Consider the following 18,952-nt stretch of genomic DNA (forward strand, 5'->3'; position numbering starts at 1 on the left):
CAGATTCGGGGCGATCGACCCGAACGCCTCCTTAGCGCAACTCCGCAAAAGCCACGTCACCCATAGGCTGCGAATCAAAATCTAGTACCTGCCTAAGAAGGTCACCCACGACGAAAGCCAGGTAGCTGGCGGACTTTTAGTTGCGACGCATCGCACCGCAGTTCAGGCCCTTTCTTGGGTTACTTTCTTTGGGCCAGCAAAGAAAGTGACCCGGGCGCAGCCCGGAAGCCTTATCCATGGCGCGAGCCGCAGCGCAGGCCGCCAGGACGCGGGCCTGGATCCCGGCCTTCGCCGGGATGACGGCTTAAGGGCAAGCGCCAGAGCAACATGGGTCCCAGCGTTCGCTGGGATGACGGCTTTAAGGGCGAACGGCCTAAGAGCGAAGGCTTAAGAGCGAAGGCTTAAGAGCGAAGGCTTAAGAGCGAAAGGCTTAAGAGCGAAAGGCTTAAGAGCGAACGGCTTAAGAGCGAACGGCTTAAGAGCGAAGTGCAGCGGAGCAAGCTCCGATCTGCAGAAACGCTGGTCAGCGCGGCTCGCGCAGGAACCGGGCCATCGACACGCCGGACTGCAGCGGCGCGAATTCGCCGGCGACGTCGACGAAGCCGCGCATCACCGCGATCTCGCGCGGCGTGCGGTTGAGCGCGTCGCGCAGGCCCGGGTCGCTGCCGGCGCGAAGCAGGCGTTGGGTGACGCGCAGCAGGCCGTGCAGCGCGGCCAGGTGCAGCGGACCGAAGCCGCGCGGATCCTGCGCGTCCAGCGACACTTCTTCGTCCAGCAATCGGTCCAGCGCGACCAGCACGGTGTCCTCGTCGCAGGCCGTGCCCGGCTCGGCGCGCGCGCCGAGCAGCAAGAGCAGCGGCGTAACGCCGCCGGCCGCGGCCGCATCGGGTTCGGCGCCCGCCAACAGCAAGGTATCGATCAGCGCCAGCAGGCGCGGACGTTCGCGCGCGGTGAAACCGTACAGCGACGCGCAATGCAACGGCATCAAACCCTGCGCATCGCTGGCATGGACCTGCGCGCCGGCGGTGAGCAGGCGCGCCGTCAGATCTGGCAGGCCGAGCGCGGCCGCCAGCATCAGCACCGTCACATCGCCCGGCAGGCGCTGCTCGAGTTCGGCGCCGGAGGCGAGCAGACCGTCGACGATATCGGTCTGGCGCATGCTGACCGCGGCCGACAACGGCGTCGCGCCGCTGTTGGCCGCGCGGCCGGGATCGGCGCCGCGCGCCAGCAACAGATCGACGGTGGCGCGATGGCCGCCGCCTGCCGCGCGCAGCAGCGCGGTGCAGCCCTGGTTGTCGGTGGCGTCGACAGGCAGGCCCAGGTCGAGCAGGCGCCGCACCGCATCGGCATCGCCGACGATCGCCGCGGCCGGCACGTCGCCGGGTTGCAAGGCGCGATGCGGCAAGGGCCAGCCGCGCCAATCGAGCCAATCGGCCAGGTCGCGGCGGCCGCCGGACAAGGCCACGCCGAGCGGCGTCTGCCCGTCTGCGGCGCGCAGGTCGGGCGAAGCGCCCCGTGCGATCAATTGCTTGAGCACGCTCTCGCGGCCGAGCGCGGCGGCCAAGTGCAGCGGCGTCATGCCGTGCGCATCGCGCGCATCCGGATCGACGCCGTGCGCGATCAAGCGGTCGGCCAAGCGCAGCCAACCCAGCCGCACCGACAACGCCAGCGCCGGATCGCCCGACGGCGCCGCCGCGAACGGATCGGCACCGCGTTCGAGCAGGTCCAGCGCGCAATGCTCGAGGGACAGATCGGCCTGGTCCTCGGCATGGCAACCGGCCACGAAGCGCGCCAGTCCGCCTGCGCCTGCCGGCGACGCTGCGCGCCGCAGCAGAGTTTGCGCGACCGGCAATCCCGCACGGCCGCGCGACAATGCCGCGAAGAGGGCGTTGTCGCCTTGCGCATCGCGCGTTTCCGGATCGGCGCCGCGCGACAGCAGCCATTCCAATGCTTGCGTGGACAATTCCGTGTCGTGCAGCAAGCTGCCCAGTTCGGAAGGGTTCAATAGTTTCGCCAACGCATCGTTGCCGTCGTCGCGGCCCTCGTGCAGCGCTTCGCGCAGCAAGGCCAGCGGCGCGCGGTCGGGCGGCGCGTCTTCGTCGTCGCCGGTGCCGACATTGCTCGGCAACGGATAACCAGGATCGAGCGCGGTCACGATCGCCCAACGTCCCGATTCCGCAGCGCGGTCGATGGCGCGCTTGCCGTCGCGATCCAGATGGTCGGGATCGGCGCCGAGCTCCAGCAGCCGCCGCATCAAGGCCGGCGCCCCCTGCTCGGAAGCGCAGGCGCAGTGCAGCGCGTTGCGGCCGTCGTTGTCGGCGGCGGCGACATCGGCATGCGCTGCGGCCAGGCGTTCGATCGCGGCCAGCGAACCGCCCTGCGCCGCATCCAGCAACGGCGTGCGGCCGGCATCGTCGCGCGCCTGCGCGTCGGCGCCCGCCGCCAGCAGGATGGCGACGATTTCGGCATGCCCGGCCAAACTGGCCGCGTGCAGCGCGCTGCGGCCGCGCGCGTCGCGCGCGTCGACCTTGGCCTTGTGCTTGAGGAGCAGCTGCACGCCGGCGGGATCGTCCTCGTCGGTAGCCGCGGCCGACAGCAGCGCCGGCTGGCCCTGCGCCGGCTCGGTGCGCGCGCCGCGTTCCAACAGGAAACGCGCCAGCCGCCAGTTGCCGGCGGCGCAGGCGATCGCCAGCGGCGATTGGCCTTCGTTGTTCAATGCATCGATTTCGGCGGCGGCATCGCGCAGCAGCGCGGCCACGCCGGGATCGGTGCTGCGCGCGGCGTGGTGCAGCGGCGTGTTGCCGTCGGCATCGGCCGCACGCGGATCGGCGCCGTTGGCCAGCAGCGTCATCACCGCTTCCGGGCGGCCGTGCCAACTGTCGCGAGTGGCGGCCAATAGCGGCGTCATGCCGCCGTATGCCTGGTTCACCTGCACGCCTTGCGCGATCAGCGCGCGCAGCAGGCGCAGGTCGGGCAATACCGCGGCCAGTAGCGGCAGCGTACGCTGGTCGCGTTCGTCCGCAGCGGGTGCGGCATGCGGGTCGGCGCCGGCCGCCAGCAGTTCCAGCGCGCGTTCCACCCGCCCGGCGCGCGCGGCGGCATAGAGCGCGGCGTCGGGATCTTCTTCCGCGTCCGCAGCGACGTCTTCGTCGTCCGCCGCGAAATCCTCGGCCACGGCCAGGGGCGCCGGCGGCGTGCGTTGCAACAACCCATGCAGCACCGGCAAAGCGATCGCATACAGACCGGCCGCGATCCAGCGCGCAGATGACGTCAGCAACCCAGGCCAGGCGAGGATCACGGCGAAAGCGATCGCTGCGCCGACCAGCGTGGCCGCGCGCCAGCCGGTGGAAATGCCGATCTGCACCTCGTCCAGCCGCTGCCACCGCTCGCGCAGGTCGCCGCCCTTGCGTTCCAGCGCGCGCCAGATCGGCCAGGTGCGCCACAGGCCCAGCCAGACCACACCCGCCACCAGGCTCAGCCCGATCGCCGCGCCCAGACTGCCGCTCTGGCGCAATCCGGTCAGCGGCCAGGCGATGAGCAATGCGGTCAGCGCCAGGCCCGCGCCCCACAACGCGAGCAGCGCGCCCGCATCGCGCATGATCGATTCGCGGCCGGCCTTGTCGAAAGCGGGTTGGCTGCGGCTGCCCTGCCACCAGGACAGCGCCAGCGCCAGCGTCGGTTGCGCCAGCCACGCGCATACCGCGGCGATCGCGCCGCCGAAGCCGGTCAGCACGGCCAAGATCAGCCCGATCGCCAGCGCCACGGCCGGCATGCGCCGGAATTCAGGCATCGGCGGCGGTCTCCGTTTCCGCGCGCGGCGGGAATTGGATGTGGAAACCGCGCACGGCCAGGTTTTCGCGCACCACCGCCACGTCCTCTCGCGCCAGCTTGCGCTCCGGCGTCAGCGCCACTTCCAGCACGAAGCGCAGCGGACCCAGCTGGGTGCGCAGCGGTTCGGGCAATTGCGTGAACGCATCGCGCTGGGCGAGATAGACGAAGGTGTCGTCCTTGCGCTGGCTTTTGTAGACGTAGGCTTGCATCGGGGGCACGGCGGGGAACCGTGTCGATTGTGTCGGAAAGGCCGGGAATAGGGAATCTATGCCTGATTTTCCCGGCAAATGGCGTCGGCCGTCGCGATTCCAGTTTTTTGCTGTTGCCCCCTTTGAAAAAGGGGCGAATCGCCGAAGGCGCCCTCGCGTGAGCGAGGACCGGGAATCGCGCAGCGATTTGCTTTTGATCTTGCTCTGTCGGGCGACAGATCAAAAGCAAATCCCCCTCAATCCCCCTTTTTCAAAGGGGGAAAACAGCAGGGGCATCCGTTCAGTGATACCCGGCGTCGGTCGCGACCTTGCCCTTGAACACGCTGTACGACCAGTAGGTGTAGCCCAGGATCGCCGGCAGCAGCACGATCAGGCCCGCCAGCACGAAGCCCTGCGACGACGGCGGCGAGGCCGCCTGCCAGATGGTCAGCCCCGGCGGCACGATATTCGGCCAGATGCCCAACACCAGCCCGGCGAAACCCAGCGCGAAGAAGCACAGCGTCAGCACGAACGGCGCCGCGTCGCGGCCCTTTTGCATCGCCGCGCGCCAGAGCGCGAAGGCGTTCAGCAACGCCAGCGCCGGCACCGGCGCCAGCCACCAGAAATTACCGCCTTCGAACCAGCGCGCCATGATCCGCGAGTCCAGGAACGGCAGCCAGGCGCTGACCAGGCCCATGAACGCCACCACCACCAGCACCAGCGGCCGGGTCAGATTGCGCGCCACTTTCTGCAACGGTCCTTCGGTCTTCAGGATCAGCCAGGTCGAGCCGAGCAGCGCATAGCCGAACAGCACCGCGATGCCGGTCAGCATCGAGAACGGACTGAACCAGCCGAACACGCCGCTGAGATATTTGCCGCCGTTCAGCGGCATGCCTTCCATCAGCGCGCCCAGAATCACGCCCTGGGCGAACGCGGCGAGCATCGAACCCAACGCGAACGCCGCGCCCCAGGCCGGCTTGCTGCGTTGCGCCTTGAAGCGGAATTCGAAAGCCACGCCGCGGAACACCAGCGCGATCAGCATCAGCAGCACCGGCAGGTACAGCGCCGACAACACGACCGCGTACGCCTTGGGAAACGCGGCGAGCAGCCCGGCGCCGCCGAGCACCAGCCAGGTTTCGTTGCCGTCCCAGATCGGCGCGGCGGTGTTCATCATATGGTCCAGTTGCGCTTCGTCTTCCGCGAAGGGCGCCAGGATGCCCAGGCCGAGCACGAAGCCGTCGAGCAGCACGTACATCAGCACGCCGAAGCCGATTACGCCGAACCACAATACGGGCAACCAATATTCCATCGCGTCACCTCGCCTCGGTGGTTGCACGAACTGCGCGCACTCTCCTACCCGTCATCCCGGCGAAAGCCGGGATCCAGGCACGGTCGCCGCGACTCACTGGATCCCGGCTTTCGCCGGGATGACGGATCAAGGAGGTTGCCGGGTTCGGGGCGCACTTCATTGCGCGTTCTCCTCGATCGCATCGCCCGCCGCCGACAACGGCCGCGCCGGCGTCTTCTCGCCGGCATCGCGCCGTGGCGGCGGTTCGTGCGCCTGCGGGCCTTTCAGCAGCAGCTTGCGCAGGTACCAGACGCCCGAACCGAACACGATCGCGTACACCAGCGCATAAACGATCAGCGAGGTCATCACGCTGGCCGCGGCGATCGTCGGACTCACCGCGTCGGCGGTGCGCAGCAGGCCGTAGATCACGTAAGGCTGGCGGCCGATTTCGACCACGTACCAGCCGGCCAGGATGGCGACGAAGCCGGACAAGGTCAGCGCGCGCCAGCCGTTCAACACCCACTTGGATTCGTAGAGTTTCCCGCGCCGCCATGCCCACAACGACGCCAGCACCAGCAGCAGCATCGCCACGCCCAGGCCCACCATCACCCGGAACGCGTAGAACACCGGCTTCACCGGCGGCCGCTCGCTGGCGGGCACGGCTTTCAGCGGCGTGATCTCGCCGTCCATCGAATGAGTGAGGATCAGGCTGCCGACGCGCGGGATCGCGATTTCGTAATCGTTGCGCTCGGCGGTTTCGTTGGGCACCGCGAACAGCACCAGCGGCACGCCTTCGCCTTTCGGCTCGTGCTGCCAATGTCCTTCCATCGCCGCGACCTTGATCGGCTGGTGTTCCAGCGCGTTGAGGCCATGCTGGTCGCCGGCCAGTATCTGCAACGGCACCGTGATCGCGGCGAAGATCACCGCAGCCTTGAGCATGCGTTTGGCCGCATCGACGTGCTCGCCGCGGCGCAGATAAGCGGCGCTGACGCCGCCGATCACAAAACATGTCGTGATGAACGCGGCCAGCACCATGTGCGCCAGCCGGTAGGGGAAAGACGGGTTGAAGACGATGTCCCACCAGCTCGCCGGTTCGAACACGCCGTTGACAAGCGTGTAGCCGGCCGGCGTCTGCATCCAGCTGTTGGCCGAGATGATCCAGAACGTGGAGATCAACGTGCCCAGCGCCACCATGCAGGTGGCCAGGAAGTGCAGTTTCTCGCTGACCCGGCTCCAGCCGAACAGCATCACGCCCAGGAAGGTCGCTTCCAGGAAGAACGCGGTCAGCACTTCGTAGCTCAGCAGCGGCCCGAGGATGTTGCCGGCCTGTTCGCTGAGCGTCGCCCAGTTGGTGCCGAACTGGAAGCTCATCACGATGCCGGACACCACGCCCATGCCGAACGACACGGCGAAGATCTTGGTCCAGAAGAAGAACAGGTCGCGCCAGACGCTGTCGCGGGTGCGCAGCCAGCGCCATTCCAGGAAGGCCAGCCAGCTGGCCAGGCCGATGGTGAAGGCCGGAAACAGGATGTGGAACGAGATGACGAACCCGAACTGGATCCGCGACAGCATCAATGCGTCCACGACGCGCTCCGCGGCACGCGGGGTGGTGCCGCGCCGGATATTGTGCGCCGCATCAAGAGCTCCGTAAACCGTAGGGTGGACCTAGGCCCACCGCTGCCATTTCTCAGCCGCGGCGCCTCTCCGGCGAAACCGTCCATTTCCATAACGAATTGGGGAATTGCCGCCCGCGCATGGCCGCATTTCCGCGGATTTCCGTCCTGTAACCCGCTGCCGATCTTGCGGCAGTTTCCTCGACGGAGTCCGACCAGATGAACGTTAACCACCGTAACACCCGCATGGCGCGACTGCGTCCTGCGGCCTTAGCGTTGGCGCTGCTCGCCATTGCGGCAGTCGCACCGGTCCATGCCGGCAACCCCGGCACCTGCGATATCAATAACGACGTGGACAACGACGCAGAAAACGATGGCGACAGTTCGGCGACGGGCTTCGCTTTCGCCTGCGGTCTTTCCAGCGAGGCCGGCAGCGTGGGCGCCGTCGCCGTCGGCTTCGGCAGTCACGCTACGGGTCAGGAGAGCACTGCCGTCGGCGATGTCAACTTCGCGGGCGGCTTCAGGAGCAGCGCGTTCGGCTCCCTCAACGAAGCTAGCGGCGAACGCAGTTCGGCTGTGGGCAACAACAACGTCGCCTCCAATCAGGGCAGCAGCGCATTCGGCGCGTTCAACGTGGCCAGCGGCGAAACCAGTAGCGCCTTCGGTGCGGAAAACGAAGCCAGCGGCGACAGCAGCACTGCGGTCGGCCGAGCCAACCTCGCCTCCGGCACCAACAGCGTGGCCATCGGCAACGCCAACATCGCCAGCGGCGCGCTCAGCACGGCCATCGGTCAGGGCAACATCGCCGACGGCGACCGCAGCGTGGCCATGGGCTTCAACAGCCGGGCCCTGGCCGATGGCAGCGTGGCGTTGGGTTCGGAATCGGTGGCCGACCGCGCCGACACCGTGTCGGTCGGTTCGGCGGGCAACGAAAGGCAGATCACCAATGTCGCTGCCGGCACGCAGGGCACCGACGCGGTCAACCTCAACCAATTGAATGCGATGGTGGGACGAGTCGACCGCCAGATCGGCCGCGTCGGCGCGCTGGGCGCGGCGATGTCGCAAATGAGCGGCATCGCTGCGGCGGGTGCGTTCGCTCCCGATGCGCCGCGCGGCATGTTGTCGGTGGGCGCCGGTTTCCACGGCGGAGAAAGCGCGTTGTCGATCGGTTACGGCAAGGCCGTGGGCAAACGCGCGGTGTTCACGCTGGGCGGTGCGTTCAGTGGTTCCGAAAGTTCGGGCGGCGTCGGCTTCGGGTTGAAGTTGTAGCAGCCACTCCCGCGCCGATGCCTTTTTAAGCCGTCATCCCCGCGAAGGCGGGGATCCAGTGACTTGGCTTAAGCCCTCTCCCGCTTGCGGGGCGAGGCTGCACACGCTTGCGCGGCACTGCCGCGCGTGCGGCTGAGCGCCCGCACGCAAGTGCGAGCTGGGGCGCGGAGCGGGGTTGGGTGAGGGCGCGCGATATTTCCGATAGCGACGTCGCGATCTGGTGCAACGCCAAAGTCACTGGATCCCCGCCTCCGCGGGAATGACGGCTTAAGCATTCGAGAAGGCCACTTTTTCCGAGAGATTCCGTCCTTCATGCCACTGCCGGGATTGCGGCAGCCCTTCCATGTGGAGTCCGACCAGATGAATACCACCTTCCAAAACACGCGTTTCCCGCGCTATCGCCCTACGTTGCTGGCAATGGCTTTGCTTTCTGTATTTAGCGTAACCCCCGTTTGGGCCAGCACTTGCGACTTAGCCAACAACGATCCGAATACCGAAAACACTGGCGGTAGTGGTACGACTTTAGGGGATAGTGGCTTGGCGTGCGGCAATAAGGCTTTTGCGTTTGGCTTTAACTCGGTGGCCGTGGGCGATTCGTTCGATCTCGACGGCAGCGGCATCGCAGGTGACACCTTAGACATTGATATTGATGGCAATAATGTCCCTGATATCAGTAGCGAATTCCTCATTACCCTCGGCAACAACGCTGTCGCTATCGGCAGCGCGAGCCAGGCTATCGGTGATCGCGCGGTGGTAATGGGCTTCCGTAACTTGGCTCGTACGGACGGCACTGCCATCGGTTCTTTCAATGAAGCCGGGCCATCAAGCACGGCGTTGGGCCGTGGCAATACGGCCAGCGGCAATGCCAGCACGGCATTGGGCGCTGGCAACATAGCCAGCAGCAATGTCAGCACGGCATTGGGCGCTGGCAACACAGCCAGCGGCAATGCCAGCACGGCATTGGGCGCTGGCAACACAGCCAGCGGCAATAACAGCACAGCGCTTGGAAGGGCCAACACGGCCAGCGGCGGTTCCAGCACGACAGTAGGCACTTCCAATACGGCTAGTGGTTTTTCCAGCACGGCGTTAGGCACAAGCAATATAGCTAGCAACACTAATAGCGTGGCGCTCGGTGTTATCAACACAGCCAGCGGTCTTAACAGCACGGCGCTCGGCATCTCCAACGTGGCTAGCGGCGGAGACAGCAGCGCGCTCGGTTTCTTCAGCACCTCCAGCGGTAAGGCTAGCGTCGCCTTTGGCAGCTGGTTTGATAGGGATGGCGATGGCAATTCCCCTATTGACATCGATACCGATCTGGATGGCGTCGACGACGCTTCCAGCGAGTTCACCATTGCCTTTGGCCAATACGCCACCGCCATCGGCTCCGGCGCCAGGGCCGACGGCGACCGCAGCGCCGCCCTCGGCGCGGGAGCCTTCGCTCCGGCCTTCGACAGCGTCGCGCTAGGCAGTTTCTCGATCGCCGATCGCGATAACACCCTCTCGGTCGGCTCGGCCGGCAACGAGCGCCAGATCGCCAATGTCGCAGCCGGCACGCAAGACACCGATGCGGTCAACGTCGCGCAGCTCAACACCGGTCTGCAGAACACCTTGGATCTGGCCAATGCGTACACGGACATGGTGGTGAACAACATCGGCGTCGATCCCGTCGACCTGGATGCGATCAAGGACTACGCCGATCTGGGCGACCAGCAAACGCTGAACGCAGCCCACGACTATGCAGACGCCGGAGACGCCCAGACCCTGGCCGAGGCCAATGCCCATGCCGATGCCGGCGATACCAAAACGCTGTCGTCGGCCAACAGCTATACCGACAGCAAGATCCAGCAACTGACCGGCTTCGATTCCACCAGCTTCAACGGCCGCCTGGGCGCACTGGAGAACCGCGTCGGCGAACTGGACAAGCGCATCAACCGCGGCAACGCCATGGGTGCGGCGCTCGCCGGCATGAGCGCCAATGCCGTGGCCGGCTCCGGCCCTAACGGCCGCATCGCGATCGGCGTGGGCGCGCAGGGCGGCAAGCGGGCAGCGGCGTTCGGCTATGGCAAGAAGTTCGACCGCGCCTCGTTCACGCTGGGCGGCGCGTTCAGCGGCAGCGAGAAAGCGGTCAACGCCGGCTTCGGCTTCGATCTTTAAGTTCACCGACCAGAAGTTCGTTTTACGGGTGATGCGGCCGGGAACTGGTCGGCTCGGTCGCATCGAGCCGCCTGCGTACTCACGCAGGCGGCAGCCCGGGGCGGGGCGATTCGTCGCCCCGCTTTTTTGTTTGAAGCCCCTCTCCCCGCGGGAGAGGGGTTGGGGTGAGGGTTCGGCGAAGCGACATTGTCGGAACAACGGAGAAAGCCGTCAGCTGACGACGACAGCGGCGATCGGAACTTGCTATCGCTTCGCCGTACCCTCATCCGCCCTTCGGGCACCTTCTCCCGATGGGAGAAGGAAATGCAGCCATGACCGATGACCGATAGCGGCCCGCTTCCCGGCTGCTACCCTTGCCCGTCTTTCGCCGCCCGACGCTGCCGATGCGCCTTTACGCCCGCTCCGCCCTGCTCGCCGCCTGCTTGCTTGCCGGCGCTGCCGCCGCCCAGCCCGCTACCCCGTTGACGCTGGACAAGATCATGGCCGACCCCGACTGGATCGGGCCGCCGGTGGAGGACGCGTGGTGGCGCTGGGACAGCCGGCAGGCGCAGTACCAGCTCAAACGCGATGGCGGCAGCATCCGCGACCTCTACCAGCAAAGCATCGACGGCGGCATCGCCGCGCGCATCGACGGCGCCGCGCGCGCGCAGATGGACGCGGGCGATCCCGTGTACGACGCGCAACGCGCGCGCATGGCCTACATCCGCAACGACGATGTCTTCGTCCGCGACCTGCGCAGCGGCGCGCTGACCCAGCTGACGCGTTCGGAAGCGAAAGAGTCCCGACCGCAGTGGAGCCGCGACGGCGGCCTGGTATGGCGCGTGGACAACGACTGGTACCGGTGGAACGCCCGCGACGGCGTGGTCCAGGCCGCCGTGCTCAAGGCCGAAGACGATCCGGCCGAGCCGCCCAAGGCCGACGACTTGCGCGACCGGCAACTGCGCCTCATCGCCACGCTCAAGAACGACCGCGACCGCAGCGACGCCGCACGCAAACAGAACGAGGATTGGCGCCGCGCCGACCCCACCCGCACGCCGCCGCCGGTCTACCTGGGCAAGGACGTCGAGATCCACGACAGCGCGCTGTCGCCCGACGGCCGCTGGCTGCTGGCGGTGACGCAGGCCAAGGACGGCGACATCGGCCAGGAAGGCAAGATGCCCAAGTACGTCACCGAATCGGGTTACGAGGAATTCGAGGAAGTGCGCACCCGCGTCGGCCGCAACGCGCCGCTGCCGCACAAGCTCTGGCTGGTGGACATGGCCAGCGGCAAGGCCAGCGCGTTGAAGTTCGACGCCCTGCCGGGCATCGCCGACGATCCGCTGAAGGCGTTGCGCGCGGCGGCCAAGCAGGATCCGCTCAAAGGCAACCGCGACGTGCGCATCGAAAGCGACGGCGAAGGCGGCAGCCCGTCGATCCATTGGAGCGACGACAGCCGCAACGCCGCAGTGCTGGTGCGCGCCATCGACAACAAGGACCGCTGGATCGCCGCGGTCGACCTGGCCAAGGCGGCGCTGCAGCCGCGCCATCGCCTGCACGACGCGGCCTGGATCAACTGGACGTTCAACGATTTCGGCTGGCTGCCGGACGGCCGCACGCTGTGGTACCTGTCCGAGCAGAGCGGCTGGTCGCATCTGTACGTCACCGACGGCGCGCGGACGAAAGCGCTCACGCAGGGCGAATGGGAAGCGTCGTCGCCGGTGCTGTCCGCGGACGGCAGCGGCTTCTACTTCCTCTGCAACCGTCGGTGGCCCGGCGACTACGAAGTGTGCGCGGTCGGCGCCGACGGAAGCGGCTTGCGCGAAGTCACCGCGCTCGACGGCGTGGAGAGCTTCGCGTTGTCGCCCGACGGCGGCAAACTGCTCGTGCGTCATTCCAGCAGCTACACGCCGCCGCAATTGGCCGTGGTGAACACGGATGGCGACGGCGCGCGCGAACTCACGGACACGCGCAAGCCGGCGTTCGAGGCGATCGCCGACTGGGTGCAGCCGGAAATCGTGCAGGTGCCGTCCAAGCGCGGCGCCGGCACGGTGTGGGGCAAGTACTACGGCCCCAAGCAGCCGGAAGCCGGCAAGAAGTATCCGATCGTGATGTTCGTGCACGGCGCCGGTTACCTGCAGAACGTCAGCGCGCGATATCCGAATTATTTCCGCGAACAGATGTTCCACAACCTGCTGGTGCAGCGCGGCTATATCGTGCTCGATCTGGACTATCGCGCCAGCCAAGGCTACGGCCGCGAGTGGCGCACCGCCATCTACCGGCAGATGGGCTATCCCGAGCTCGAGGATTATCTGGACGGCCTGGACTGGATCGTCGCCAACAAGCAGGGCGACCGCGATCGCGCCGGCATCTACGGCGGCAGCTACGGCGGCTTCATGGCGTTCATGGCGCTGTTCCGCAAGCCCGGCGTATTCAAGGCCGGCGCGGCGCTGCGTCCGGTCAGCGACTGGTCGCAGTACAACCACGAATACACCGCCAACATCCTCAACACGCCGCAGATCGACCCCGAGGCGTACAAGAAGTCCTCGCCGATCGAATACGCCGCCGGCCTGCAGGACCATCTGCTGATCGCGCACGGCATGATCGACGACAACGTGTTCTTCAAGGATTCGGTGATGCTGTCGCAGAAGCTGATCGAGCTGCGCAAGGACAAGTGGGAGATCGCGCCGTATCCGCTGGAGCGTCATGCGTTCAGCCATCCGGATGCGTGGTACGACGAATACCGGCGCATCCTCGAATTGTTTGAGAAAACGCTGAAACAGCCGTAACCGACGGCGTTTCCCCTCTCCCGCTTGCGGGAGAGGGACAGGCCGAAGGCCAGGGAGAGGGTTCGGCTTTTCGCGCCGGACAGCAGCAAAGGCAAAAAAGCACGCGTAGCTACGTTCGCATCCCTCTCCCGCAAGCGGGAGAGGAAACCGCTGCCGCCTACACGCTCACCAGCCGCACCTGCTCGGCCCGGTACAACGCCTCTTCGACATGCGTATAGCGCGTCACCCGATCGAGCCGCGTGCCGTAGATATGCAAAGTCACCGCCGTGGCGCGCGCCCCGGCATTGCGGCACGAATGCAGATCGTGCGGCGGCAACAGGCCGATCACGCTGCCGGCGGGCAGCGGGCGATGGTCGGCGGGGTGCAGTTCCGTCAGCGCGCCCTGGCGATCGGCGATGCGATAGTCCAGGACTTCCAGCTGCCCGCGCAGCACGGCTTCCACGCCCCAGGTATCGGCATGGTCGTGCACGCTGCTGCCCTGTCCCGTCGCCCAGGTGATCGCGACGATCTGGTAACCGAATTGCGGCGACCGATACAGCTCGCGGCGCACGGGCGCATCCGCGTCCGTCGCCAGCAGCCAGGACGGCAATGTCCCGATGTTGGCCAGCGCGCCTTGCAGCGCCGCGACCAGCGCCGGCACGATCCGTTCCGGGCGGTTCGACGCCATCGCGATGTCGGTGAGTACGATGACGTCGTCGAGCAGCGGAAACGATTCGCGGCGGACCGCGAGTGCGGGTTGGGTCATGCGCATTCCCCTTCTGGGCGTTCGACTGGATGCGACTATCGCGGAGATCGATGCCGAGCGGGTTAGCGTCGGGTTAAACAACGCGAATGATTTGGAACACTGTGTGCTTCGGCGCGGTTATAAGCGGATAACTTTTTTTGCCGGTTCCGTTTTCGAACGATTGGCACCCTAACTGTAGGTGCGAATTCATTCGCACGCTCTTGATCGAAAAAGCGTGCGAATGAATTCGCACCTACGAAAGCCGCGGTGAAGCGGGCCCGCCCTGCGGTGGGCGGGAACCGGGCGTGGCTTACAATACCGGCATGACCGACATCGGCACTGTCCGCAACTACCTCACCGGCCTCCAGGACCGCATCTGCACCGCGCTGGAACAGGCCGACGGCCGCGCGCGCTTCGCCGAAGACGCGTGGACGCGCGACGAGGGCGGCGGCGGGCGCACGCGCGTGATGCGCGACGGCGCGGTGTTCGAACAGGCCGGGGTCGGCTTTTCCGACGTGTCCGGCGCAACGCTTCCGCCTTCGGCCACCGCAGCCCGCCCGGAGCTTGCCGGCGCGTCGTGGCGCGCGGTCGGCGTATCGCTGGTGCTGCATCCGCTGAATCCCTACCTGCCGACCACGCACTGCAACGTGCGCCATTTCCAGGCGCGGCGCGACGGCGAGACGATCGCCTGGTGGTTCGGCGGCGGCTTCGACCTGACGCCCTATTATCCTTTCGACGAGGACGTGCTGCACTGGCACCGCACCGCGCGCGAACTGTGCGCGCCGTTCGGCGAAGACCGCTACGCCCGGCACAAGCGCTGGTGCGACGAATACTTCTACCTGAAGCACCGCAAGGAAACGCGCGGCGTCGGCGGCCTTTTCTTCGACGATCTGCATGAAGACTTCGACCGCGACTTCGGCTATCTGCGCGCGGTCGGCGACGGTTTCCTGGACGCCTGGCTGCCGATCGTCGAGCGCCGCCGCGATACGCCTTATGGCGAACGCGAGCGCGCGTTCCAACTGTACCGGCGCGGGCGCTACGTCGAGTTCAACCTGGTCTGGGACCGCGGCACGCTGTTCGGCCTGCAGAGCGGCGGCCGCAGCGAATCGATCCTGATGAGCCTGCCGCCGCTGGTGCGCTGGGAATACGGCTACGCGCCCGAACCCGGCAGCGTCGAAGCGCGGCTGGAAGATTACCTGCGTCCGCGCGATTGGCTGGCGGAGCTAACTCTGTAGAACGGAGTTTGCTCCGCTGCTTGAAGCCCTCCCCTTCAAGGGGAGGGTTGGATGGGGATGGGTTTGACCTTCGTAACAACATCAAACCCATCCCCATCCCGGCCTTCCCCTTGAAGGGGAAGGAGACAACAAGAGCAGCGGAGCGAGCTCCGCTCTACAGAGTTTCGCCGCGCTTGCGCTTCATCACGCTGATATGCCCATCGGTTTCCAGCGTGGCCATATAGATCTGCTCCACGTCCTGGCAATCCGCCTGGCGCATCGCTTCGTGGAAGTCGGCCTTGCTGACCAGCTCGCGCCGCAGCACGTCGTGGAAGATGTGCCCGTCCTTGGCCAGCACCGTCGGCGCGCCCTCGATGAGCCGACGCGCCGTCGTGTTGCGCGAGGACAGCCACGCCGCCAGGTAGTTCAGCCCGATCAGGCAGGCGGCCAGGATGGCCGCGCCGGTCATGGAGTTGTCGCCCCCGTTCAGCCCGTTCTGAACGGCGTTGCCGATCAGGATCAGCAGGACCAGATCGAAGGGCGTGAACTGGCCCACCGCCCGCTTGCCGGACAGGCGCACCAGCAGCATCACCATCAGATAGATGGCCACCGCGCGCAGGACGAAGTGCCACCAGGGCGCCGACAGCTGGAACAGGTCGTTCATATCGCCTCCTTCGTTGCCGGCAACTTAGCGGAATGACTGGGAAAGGCCGAATTCCCGGACATCGGGCAATAAAAAGCCCCGCAGGCAGGGGGGGCCGGCGGGGCTCGGGGAACGGGACTTGGGGAGTAGTCGTCGTTCCGGGATCACTCCAGGGGAGGGAGAGATCTGTGGCGGACATTGCGTCCGTCACGGGGGTATATGACCACTTGCCGGATTGATAGTTCGTGAAGCCCGGGGTTAATAAACCGTTGGGTTCAGCTGCTGTTTACCCACCCAGCAGCCGGCGCAATTCTTGCTTTTCGTAGGAGCGGCTTTTGCCGCGAGCTTTTCGCGCCGGTTCCGGCCATCTAGCCGCAGCGGAGGTAAAAAAGCTCGCGGCTAAAGCCGCTCCTACGAAGAGCCAAGCCGCGCCATAAGGCGCCGCTCAATGCGCCTCGTCCCAGTTGTCGCCCACGCCGCTATCCACCACCAGCGGCACCCGCAGTTCAGCGGCGCCCGACATGCGGCTGCCGACCTCCGTCAGCAGCGTTTCGACGAAGCCCGTTTCCGTCTCGAAGACCAGCTCGTCGTGCACCTGCAGGATCATCAGCGCGCGCGCGGCATGATCGGCCAGCCACGCATCGATCGACACCATCGCGCGCTTGATGATGTCCGCCGCGGTGCCCTGCATCGGCGCATTGATCGCCGCGCGCTCGGCGCCGGCGCGTTGGCCCTGCGTGCCCTTGTTGATGTAGTCCAGGTACAGGCGTCGGCCGAACACGGTCTCGACATAGCCCTGCTCGCGCGCCTGCTGCCGGGTGCGTTCCATGAAGTCGCGCACGCCCGGGTAGCGGCTGAAGTACAGCGCGATGTAATCCTGCGCCTCGCCGCGGGCGATGCCCAGCTGCCGCGCCAGTCCGAACGCGCTCATGCCGTACATCAGGCCGAAGTTGATCGCCTTGGCGGCGCGGCGCTCGTTGCCGGTCACTTCGTCCAGCTTGCGGCCGAACACTTCGGCGGCCGTGGCCTTGTGGATGTCGACGCCGGATTCGAACGCGCGCAACAAACCTGCGTCTTCGGACAGGTGCGCCATGATCCGCAATTCGATCTGCGAATAGTCGCAAGCCACCAGCTTGCGCCCCGGCGGTGCGACGAAGGCGCGGCGGATGCGGCGGCCGTCCTCGGTGCGGATCGGGATGTTCTGCAGGTTGGGTTCGGAAGACGCCAGCCGCCCGGTCGCGGCGCCGGCCTGGTGATAGCTGGTGTGCACGCGGCCGGTATCGGGGTTCACCGTCTGCGCGAGCTTGTCGGTATAGGTGCTGCGCAGTTTGGCCAGGCCGCGGTATTCCAGGATGATCCGCGGCAGTTCGTGCTGGTCGGCGATCGCTTCCAGCGCTTCTTCGTTGGTCGAAGGCTGTCCGGACGGCGTCTTCACCAGCACCGGCAGCTTCAGTTCCTCGAACAGCAATGCGCACAGCTGCTTGGGCGAATCGAGATTGAAGGTGCGGCCGGCCAGTTCGGTGGCTTTCTGTTGCGCGGCGAGCATGCGCTTGCTCAGGTCGGCGCTCTGGCGGCGCAGTTCGTCGGCGTCGATCATCACGCCGTTGGCTTCGATCCGCTCCAGCACCGGCACCAGCGGCATTTCGATGTCGCGGTAGACGAAGGAGAGCCCGGCCTCGGCGGCCAGCTTCGGCGCCAGTACGCGGTGCAGGCGCAGGGTGACGTCGGCGTCTTCCGCGGCGTAGCGCGTGGCATCGTCGATGGCGACCGCCGAGAACGGGATCGCCTTGCTGCCCTTGCCGGCGACCTGTTCGTACTTGATCGTCTCGTAGCCCAGGTAGCGCTGCGCCAGCGAATCCATGTCGTGGCGGCTGCTGCCCGAATTGAGCACGAAGCTTTCGAGCATGGTGTCGTCGGCGTAGCCCTTCACCTCGATGCCGTGCCTGCGCAGCACGTGCAGGTCGTACTTGCCGTGCTGGCCCAGCTTCTTCCTGCCGGCATCGGCGAACAGCGGCGCCAGTGCGGCCAGCGTCTGCGCGCGGTCTAGTTGTTCGGGCGCGCCGGGATAATGGTGCGCCAGCGGCAGATAGGCGGCCTTGCCCGGTTCGACCGAGAAGCTCAGGCCGACCAGGTTGGCCTGCATCGGATCGAGGCTGTCGGTCTCGCTGTCGAAGGCGAATTCGTCGGCGGCCTGCAAGCGCTCGATCCAGGCGCGCAACTGCGACGGCAGCAGGATCGTTTCGTACTCGCCCGGCGCCGACAGCGCCGGATCGACGGCCGCAACCGGCGCCGGCGCGCTGACGAATCCGGTGCCGCGCGCGCGGCCGGGCTCTTTCTCGGGCACGCCGCCGGCAGCGGCGGCGCCGTCGAGTTCCTTCAGCGCCTGGTTGAAGCCGTAGCGCGCGTACAGGTTGCGCAGCGTGTCCACGTCGCGGTCGCGCAGCAGCAACGTGTCGGGGCCGCCGCCGAGTTCGACGTCGGTCTTGATCGTCACCAGCTCGCGGTTCAGCGGCAGCCGGTCCACCGCGGCGCGCAGGTTGTCGCCGATCTTGCCCTTGATGTCGTAGGCGTGCGCGATCACGCCGTCCAGCGTGCCGTATTCGGCCAGCCATTTGGCTGCGGTTTTAGGGCCGCATTTCTCCACGCCCGGCACGTTGTCGATCGCGTCGCCCATCAGCGCCAGCATGTCCACGATCTGCTCGGGACGCACGCCGAACTTGTCGACTACGGTCGCTTCGGAATCCAGCCGGCTGCCGCTCATCGTGTTGACCAACGCGATGCCGGGCCGCACCAGCTGCGCGAAATCCTTGTCGCCGGTGGAGATGGTGATCTCGATGCCTTGCGCCGCGCCCTGCAGCGCCAGCGTGCCGATCACGTCGTCGGCTTCGACGCCGTCCACGCGCAGGATCGGAAAGCCCAGCGCCTGCACGATCTCGCACATCGGCATCACCTGCGCGCGCAGGTCGTCGGGCATCGGCGGCCGGTTGGCCTTGTACTCGGCGTAGAGGTCGTCGCGGAAGGTCTTGCCGGGCGCGTCGACGACGAAGGCGGCGAAATCCGGCTTTTCCTTCAACGTCGCGCGCAGCATGTTGACCACGCCGAACAGCGCGCCGGTCGGCTCGCCGGCCGCGTTGCTCAGCGGCGGCAGGGCGTGGAAGGCGCGGTAGAGGTAGCTGGAACCGTCGATCAGTACGAGTCGCTTCATACCGCGATTCTACCTGCCTGGGGCGGCCTGTCCGGCGTCGCCCGGTGATGGACCTTTC

General features: G+C 66.6%; 11 protein-coding genes. 4 read left to right on the forward strand and 7 right to left on the reverse strand.

What is annotated here, in order from left to right:
* Positions 1 to 523: 523 nt before the first annotated feature.
* From M2650_RS10180 to M2650_RS10195, 4 genes are all read right to left on the reverse strand, one after another.
* Positions 524 to 3,790 carry an ankyrin repeat domain-containing protein gene (locus tag M2650_RS10180; protein ID WP_249473878.1) on the reverse strand — a complete coding sequence of 1,089 codons (3,267 nt, stop codon included), beginning with the start codon at positions 3,788 to 3,790 and terminating at the stop codon, positions 524 to 526.
* The gene (locus tag M2650_RS10185; RefSeq protein ID WP_249474373.1) at positions 3,783 to 4,040 is read right to left on the reverse strand and encodes a YcgL domain-containing protein; all 258 of its coding nucleotides are present in this window, start codon (positions 4,038 to 4,040) and stop codon (positions 3,783 to 3,785) included. The genes M2650_RS10180 and M2650_RS10185 overlap by 8 nt, the downstream gene beginning before the upstream one ends.
* Positions 4,041 to 4,320: 280 nt before the next feature.
* Positions 4,321 to 5,328: a cytochrome d ubiquinol oxidase subunit II gene (cydB, locus tag M2650_RS10190; protein WP_249473880.1), complete on the reverse strand. Its 1,008-nt coding sequence runs from the start codon at positions 5,326 to 5,328 to the stop codon at positions 4,321 to 4,323.
* A 156-nt stretch (positions 5,329 to 5,484) separates the two neighbouring features.
* A complete protein-coding gene (locus M2650_RS10195) occupies positions 5,485 to 6,891 on the reverse strand; it encodes a cytochrome ubiquinol oxidase subunit I (protein ID WP_249473882.1) in 1,407 nt (468 codons plus the stop codon).
* Between the two features lie 248 nt (positions 6,892 to 7,139).
* On the opposite strand from M2650_RS10195, the gene M2650_RS10200 reads away from it, so the two are divergent.
* From M2650_RS10200 to M2650_RS10210, 3 genes are all read left to right on the forward strand, one after another.
* Positions 7,140 to 8,189: a YadA-like family protein gene (locus M2650_RS10200; RefSeq protein WP_249473884.1), complete on the forward strand. Its 1,050-nt coding sequence runs from the start codon at positions 7,140 to 7,142 to the stop codon at positions 8,187 to 8,189.
* A 360-nt stretch (positions 8,190 to 8,549) separates the two neighbouring features.
* Positions 8,550 to 10,343 (forward strand): hypothetical protein, encoded by a 1,794-nt coding sequence (locus M2650_RS10205; protein ID WP_249473886.1) that lies wholly within the window; start codon positions 8,550 to 8,552, stop codon positions 10,341 to 10,343.
* A gap of 383 nt (positions 10,344 to 10,726) precedes the next feature.
* Positions 10,727 to 13,108, forward strand: a complete 2,382-nt coding sequence (locus M2650_RS10210) for a S9 family peptidase (RefSeq protein ID WP_249473887.1) — start codon at positions 10,727 to 10,729, stop codon at positions 13,106 to 13,108.
* A 157-nt stretch (positions 13,109 to 13,265) separates the two neighbouring features.
* Here the strand turns inward: M2650_RS10210 and M2650_RS10215 are convergent, their stop codons facing one another.
* Positions 13,266 to 13,853 (reverse strand): cysteine dioxygenase family protein, encoded by a 588-nt coding sequence (locus M2650_RS10215; RefSeq protein WP_249473889.1) that lies wholly within the window; start codon positions 13,851 to 13,853, stop codon positions 13,266 to 13,268.
* A gap of 302 nt (positions 13,854 to 14,155) precedes the next feature.
* Here M2650_RS10215 and hemF point away from each other — a divergent pair, with 302 nt between their 5' ends.
* Entirely contained in the window at positions 14,156 to 15,067 is a 912-nt protein-coding gene (hemF, locus tag M2650_RS10220) for an oxygen-dependent coproporphyrinogen oxidase (protein ID WP_249474375.1), read from the forward strand.
* 154 nt (positions 15,068 to 15,221) lie between these two features.
* Here the strand turns inward: hemF and M2650_RS10225 are convergent, their stop codons facing one another.
* Both M2650_RS10225 and polA read right to left on the reverse strand, forming a co-directional pair.
* Positions 15,222 to 15,710 carry a DUF421 domain-containing protein gene (locus M2650_RS10225; RefSeq protein WP_249473892.1) on the reverse strand — a complete coding sequence of 163 codons (489 nt, stop codon included), beginning with the start codon at positions 15,708 to 15,710 and terminating at the stop codon, positions 15,222 to 15,224.
* Positions 15,711 to 16,134: 424 nt separating this feature from the next.
* The gene (gene polA / locus M2650_RS10230) at positions 16,135 to 18,894 is read right to left on the reverse strand and encodes a DNA polymerase I (RefSeq protein ID WP_249473895.1); all 2,760 of its coding nucleotides are present in this window, start codon (positions 18,892 to 18,894) and stop codon (positions 16,135 to 16,137) included.
* Positions 18,895 to 18,952 lie beyond the last annotated feature (58 nt).

Source organism: Luteimonas galliterrae (genome assembly GCF_023374055.1).
In the GTDB taxonomy this organism is placed as follows: domain Bacteria; phylum Pseudomonadota; class Gammaproteobacteria; order Xanthomonadales; family Xanthomonadaceae; genus Luteimonas_C; species Luteimonas_C galliterrae.

Bases quoted from the DNA above. Each gene is read 5' to 3' on its own strand.
- M2650_RS10180 (WP_249473878.1), bottom strand. From the start codon at position 3,790: ATGCCTGAATTCCGGCGCATGCCGGCCGTGGCGCTGGCGATCGGGCTG.
- M2650_RS10185 (WP_249474373.1), bottom strand. From the start codon at position 4,040: ATGCAAGCCTACGTCTACAAAAGCCAGCGCAAGGACGACACCTTCGTC.
- cydB (WP_249473880.1), bottom strand. From the start codon at position 5,328: ATGGAATATTGGTTGCCCGTATTGTGGTTCGGCGTAATCGGCTTCGGC.
- M2650_RS10200 (WP_249473884.1), top strand. From the start codon at position 7,140: ATGAACGTTAACCACCGTAACACCCGCATGGCGCGACTGCGTCCTGCG.
- M2650_RS10205 (WP_249473886.1), top strand. From the start codon at position 8,550: ATGAATACCACCTTCCAAAACACGCGTTTCCCGCGCTATCGCCCTACG.
- M2650_RS10210 (WP_249473887.1), top strand. From the start codon at position 10,727: ATGCGCCTTTACGCCCGCTCCGCCCTGCTCGCCGCCTGCTTGCTTGCC.
- M2650_RS10215 (WP_249473889.1), bottom strand. From the start codon at position 13,853: ATGACCCAACCCGCACTCGCGGTCCGCCGCGAATCGTTTCCGCTGCTC.
- hemF (WP_249474375.1), top strand. From the start codon at position 14,156: ATGACCGACATCGGCACTGTCCGCAACTACCTCACCGGCCTCCAGGAC.
- M2650_RS10225 (WP_249473892.1), bottom strand. From the start codon at position 15,710: ATGAACGACCTGTTCCAGCTGTCGGCGCCCTGGTGGCACTTCGTCCTG.
- polA (WP_249473895.1), bottom strand. From the start codon at position 18,894: ATGAAGCGACTCGTACTGATCGACGGTTCCAGCTACCTCTACCGCGCC.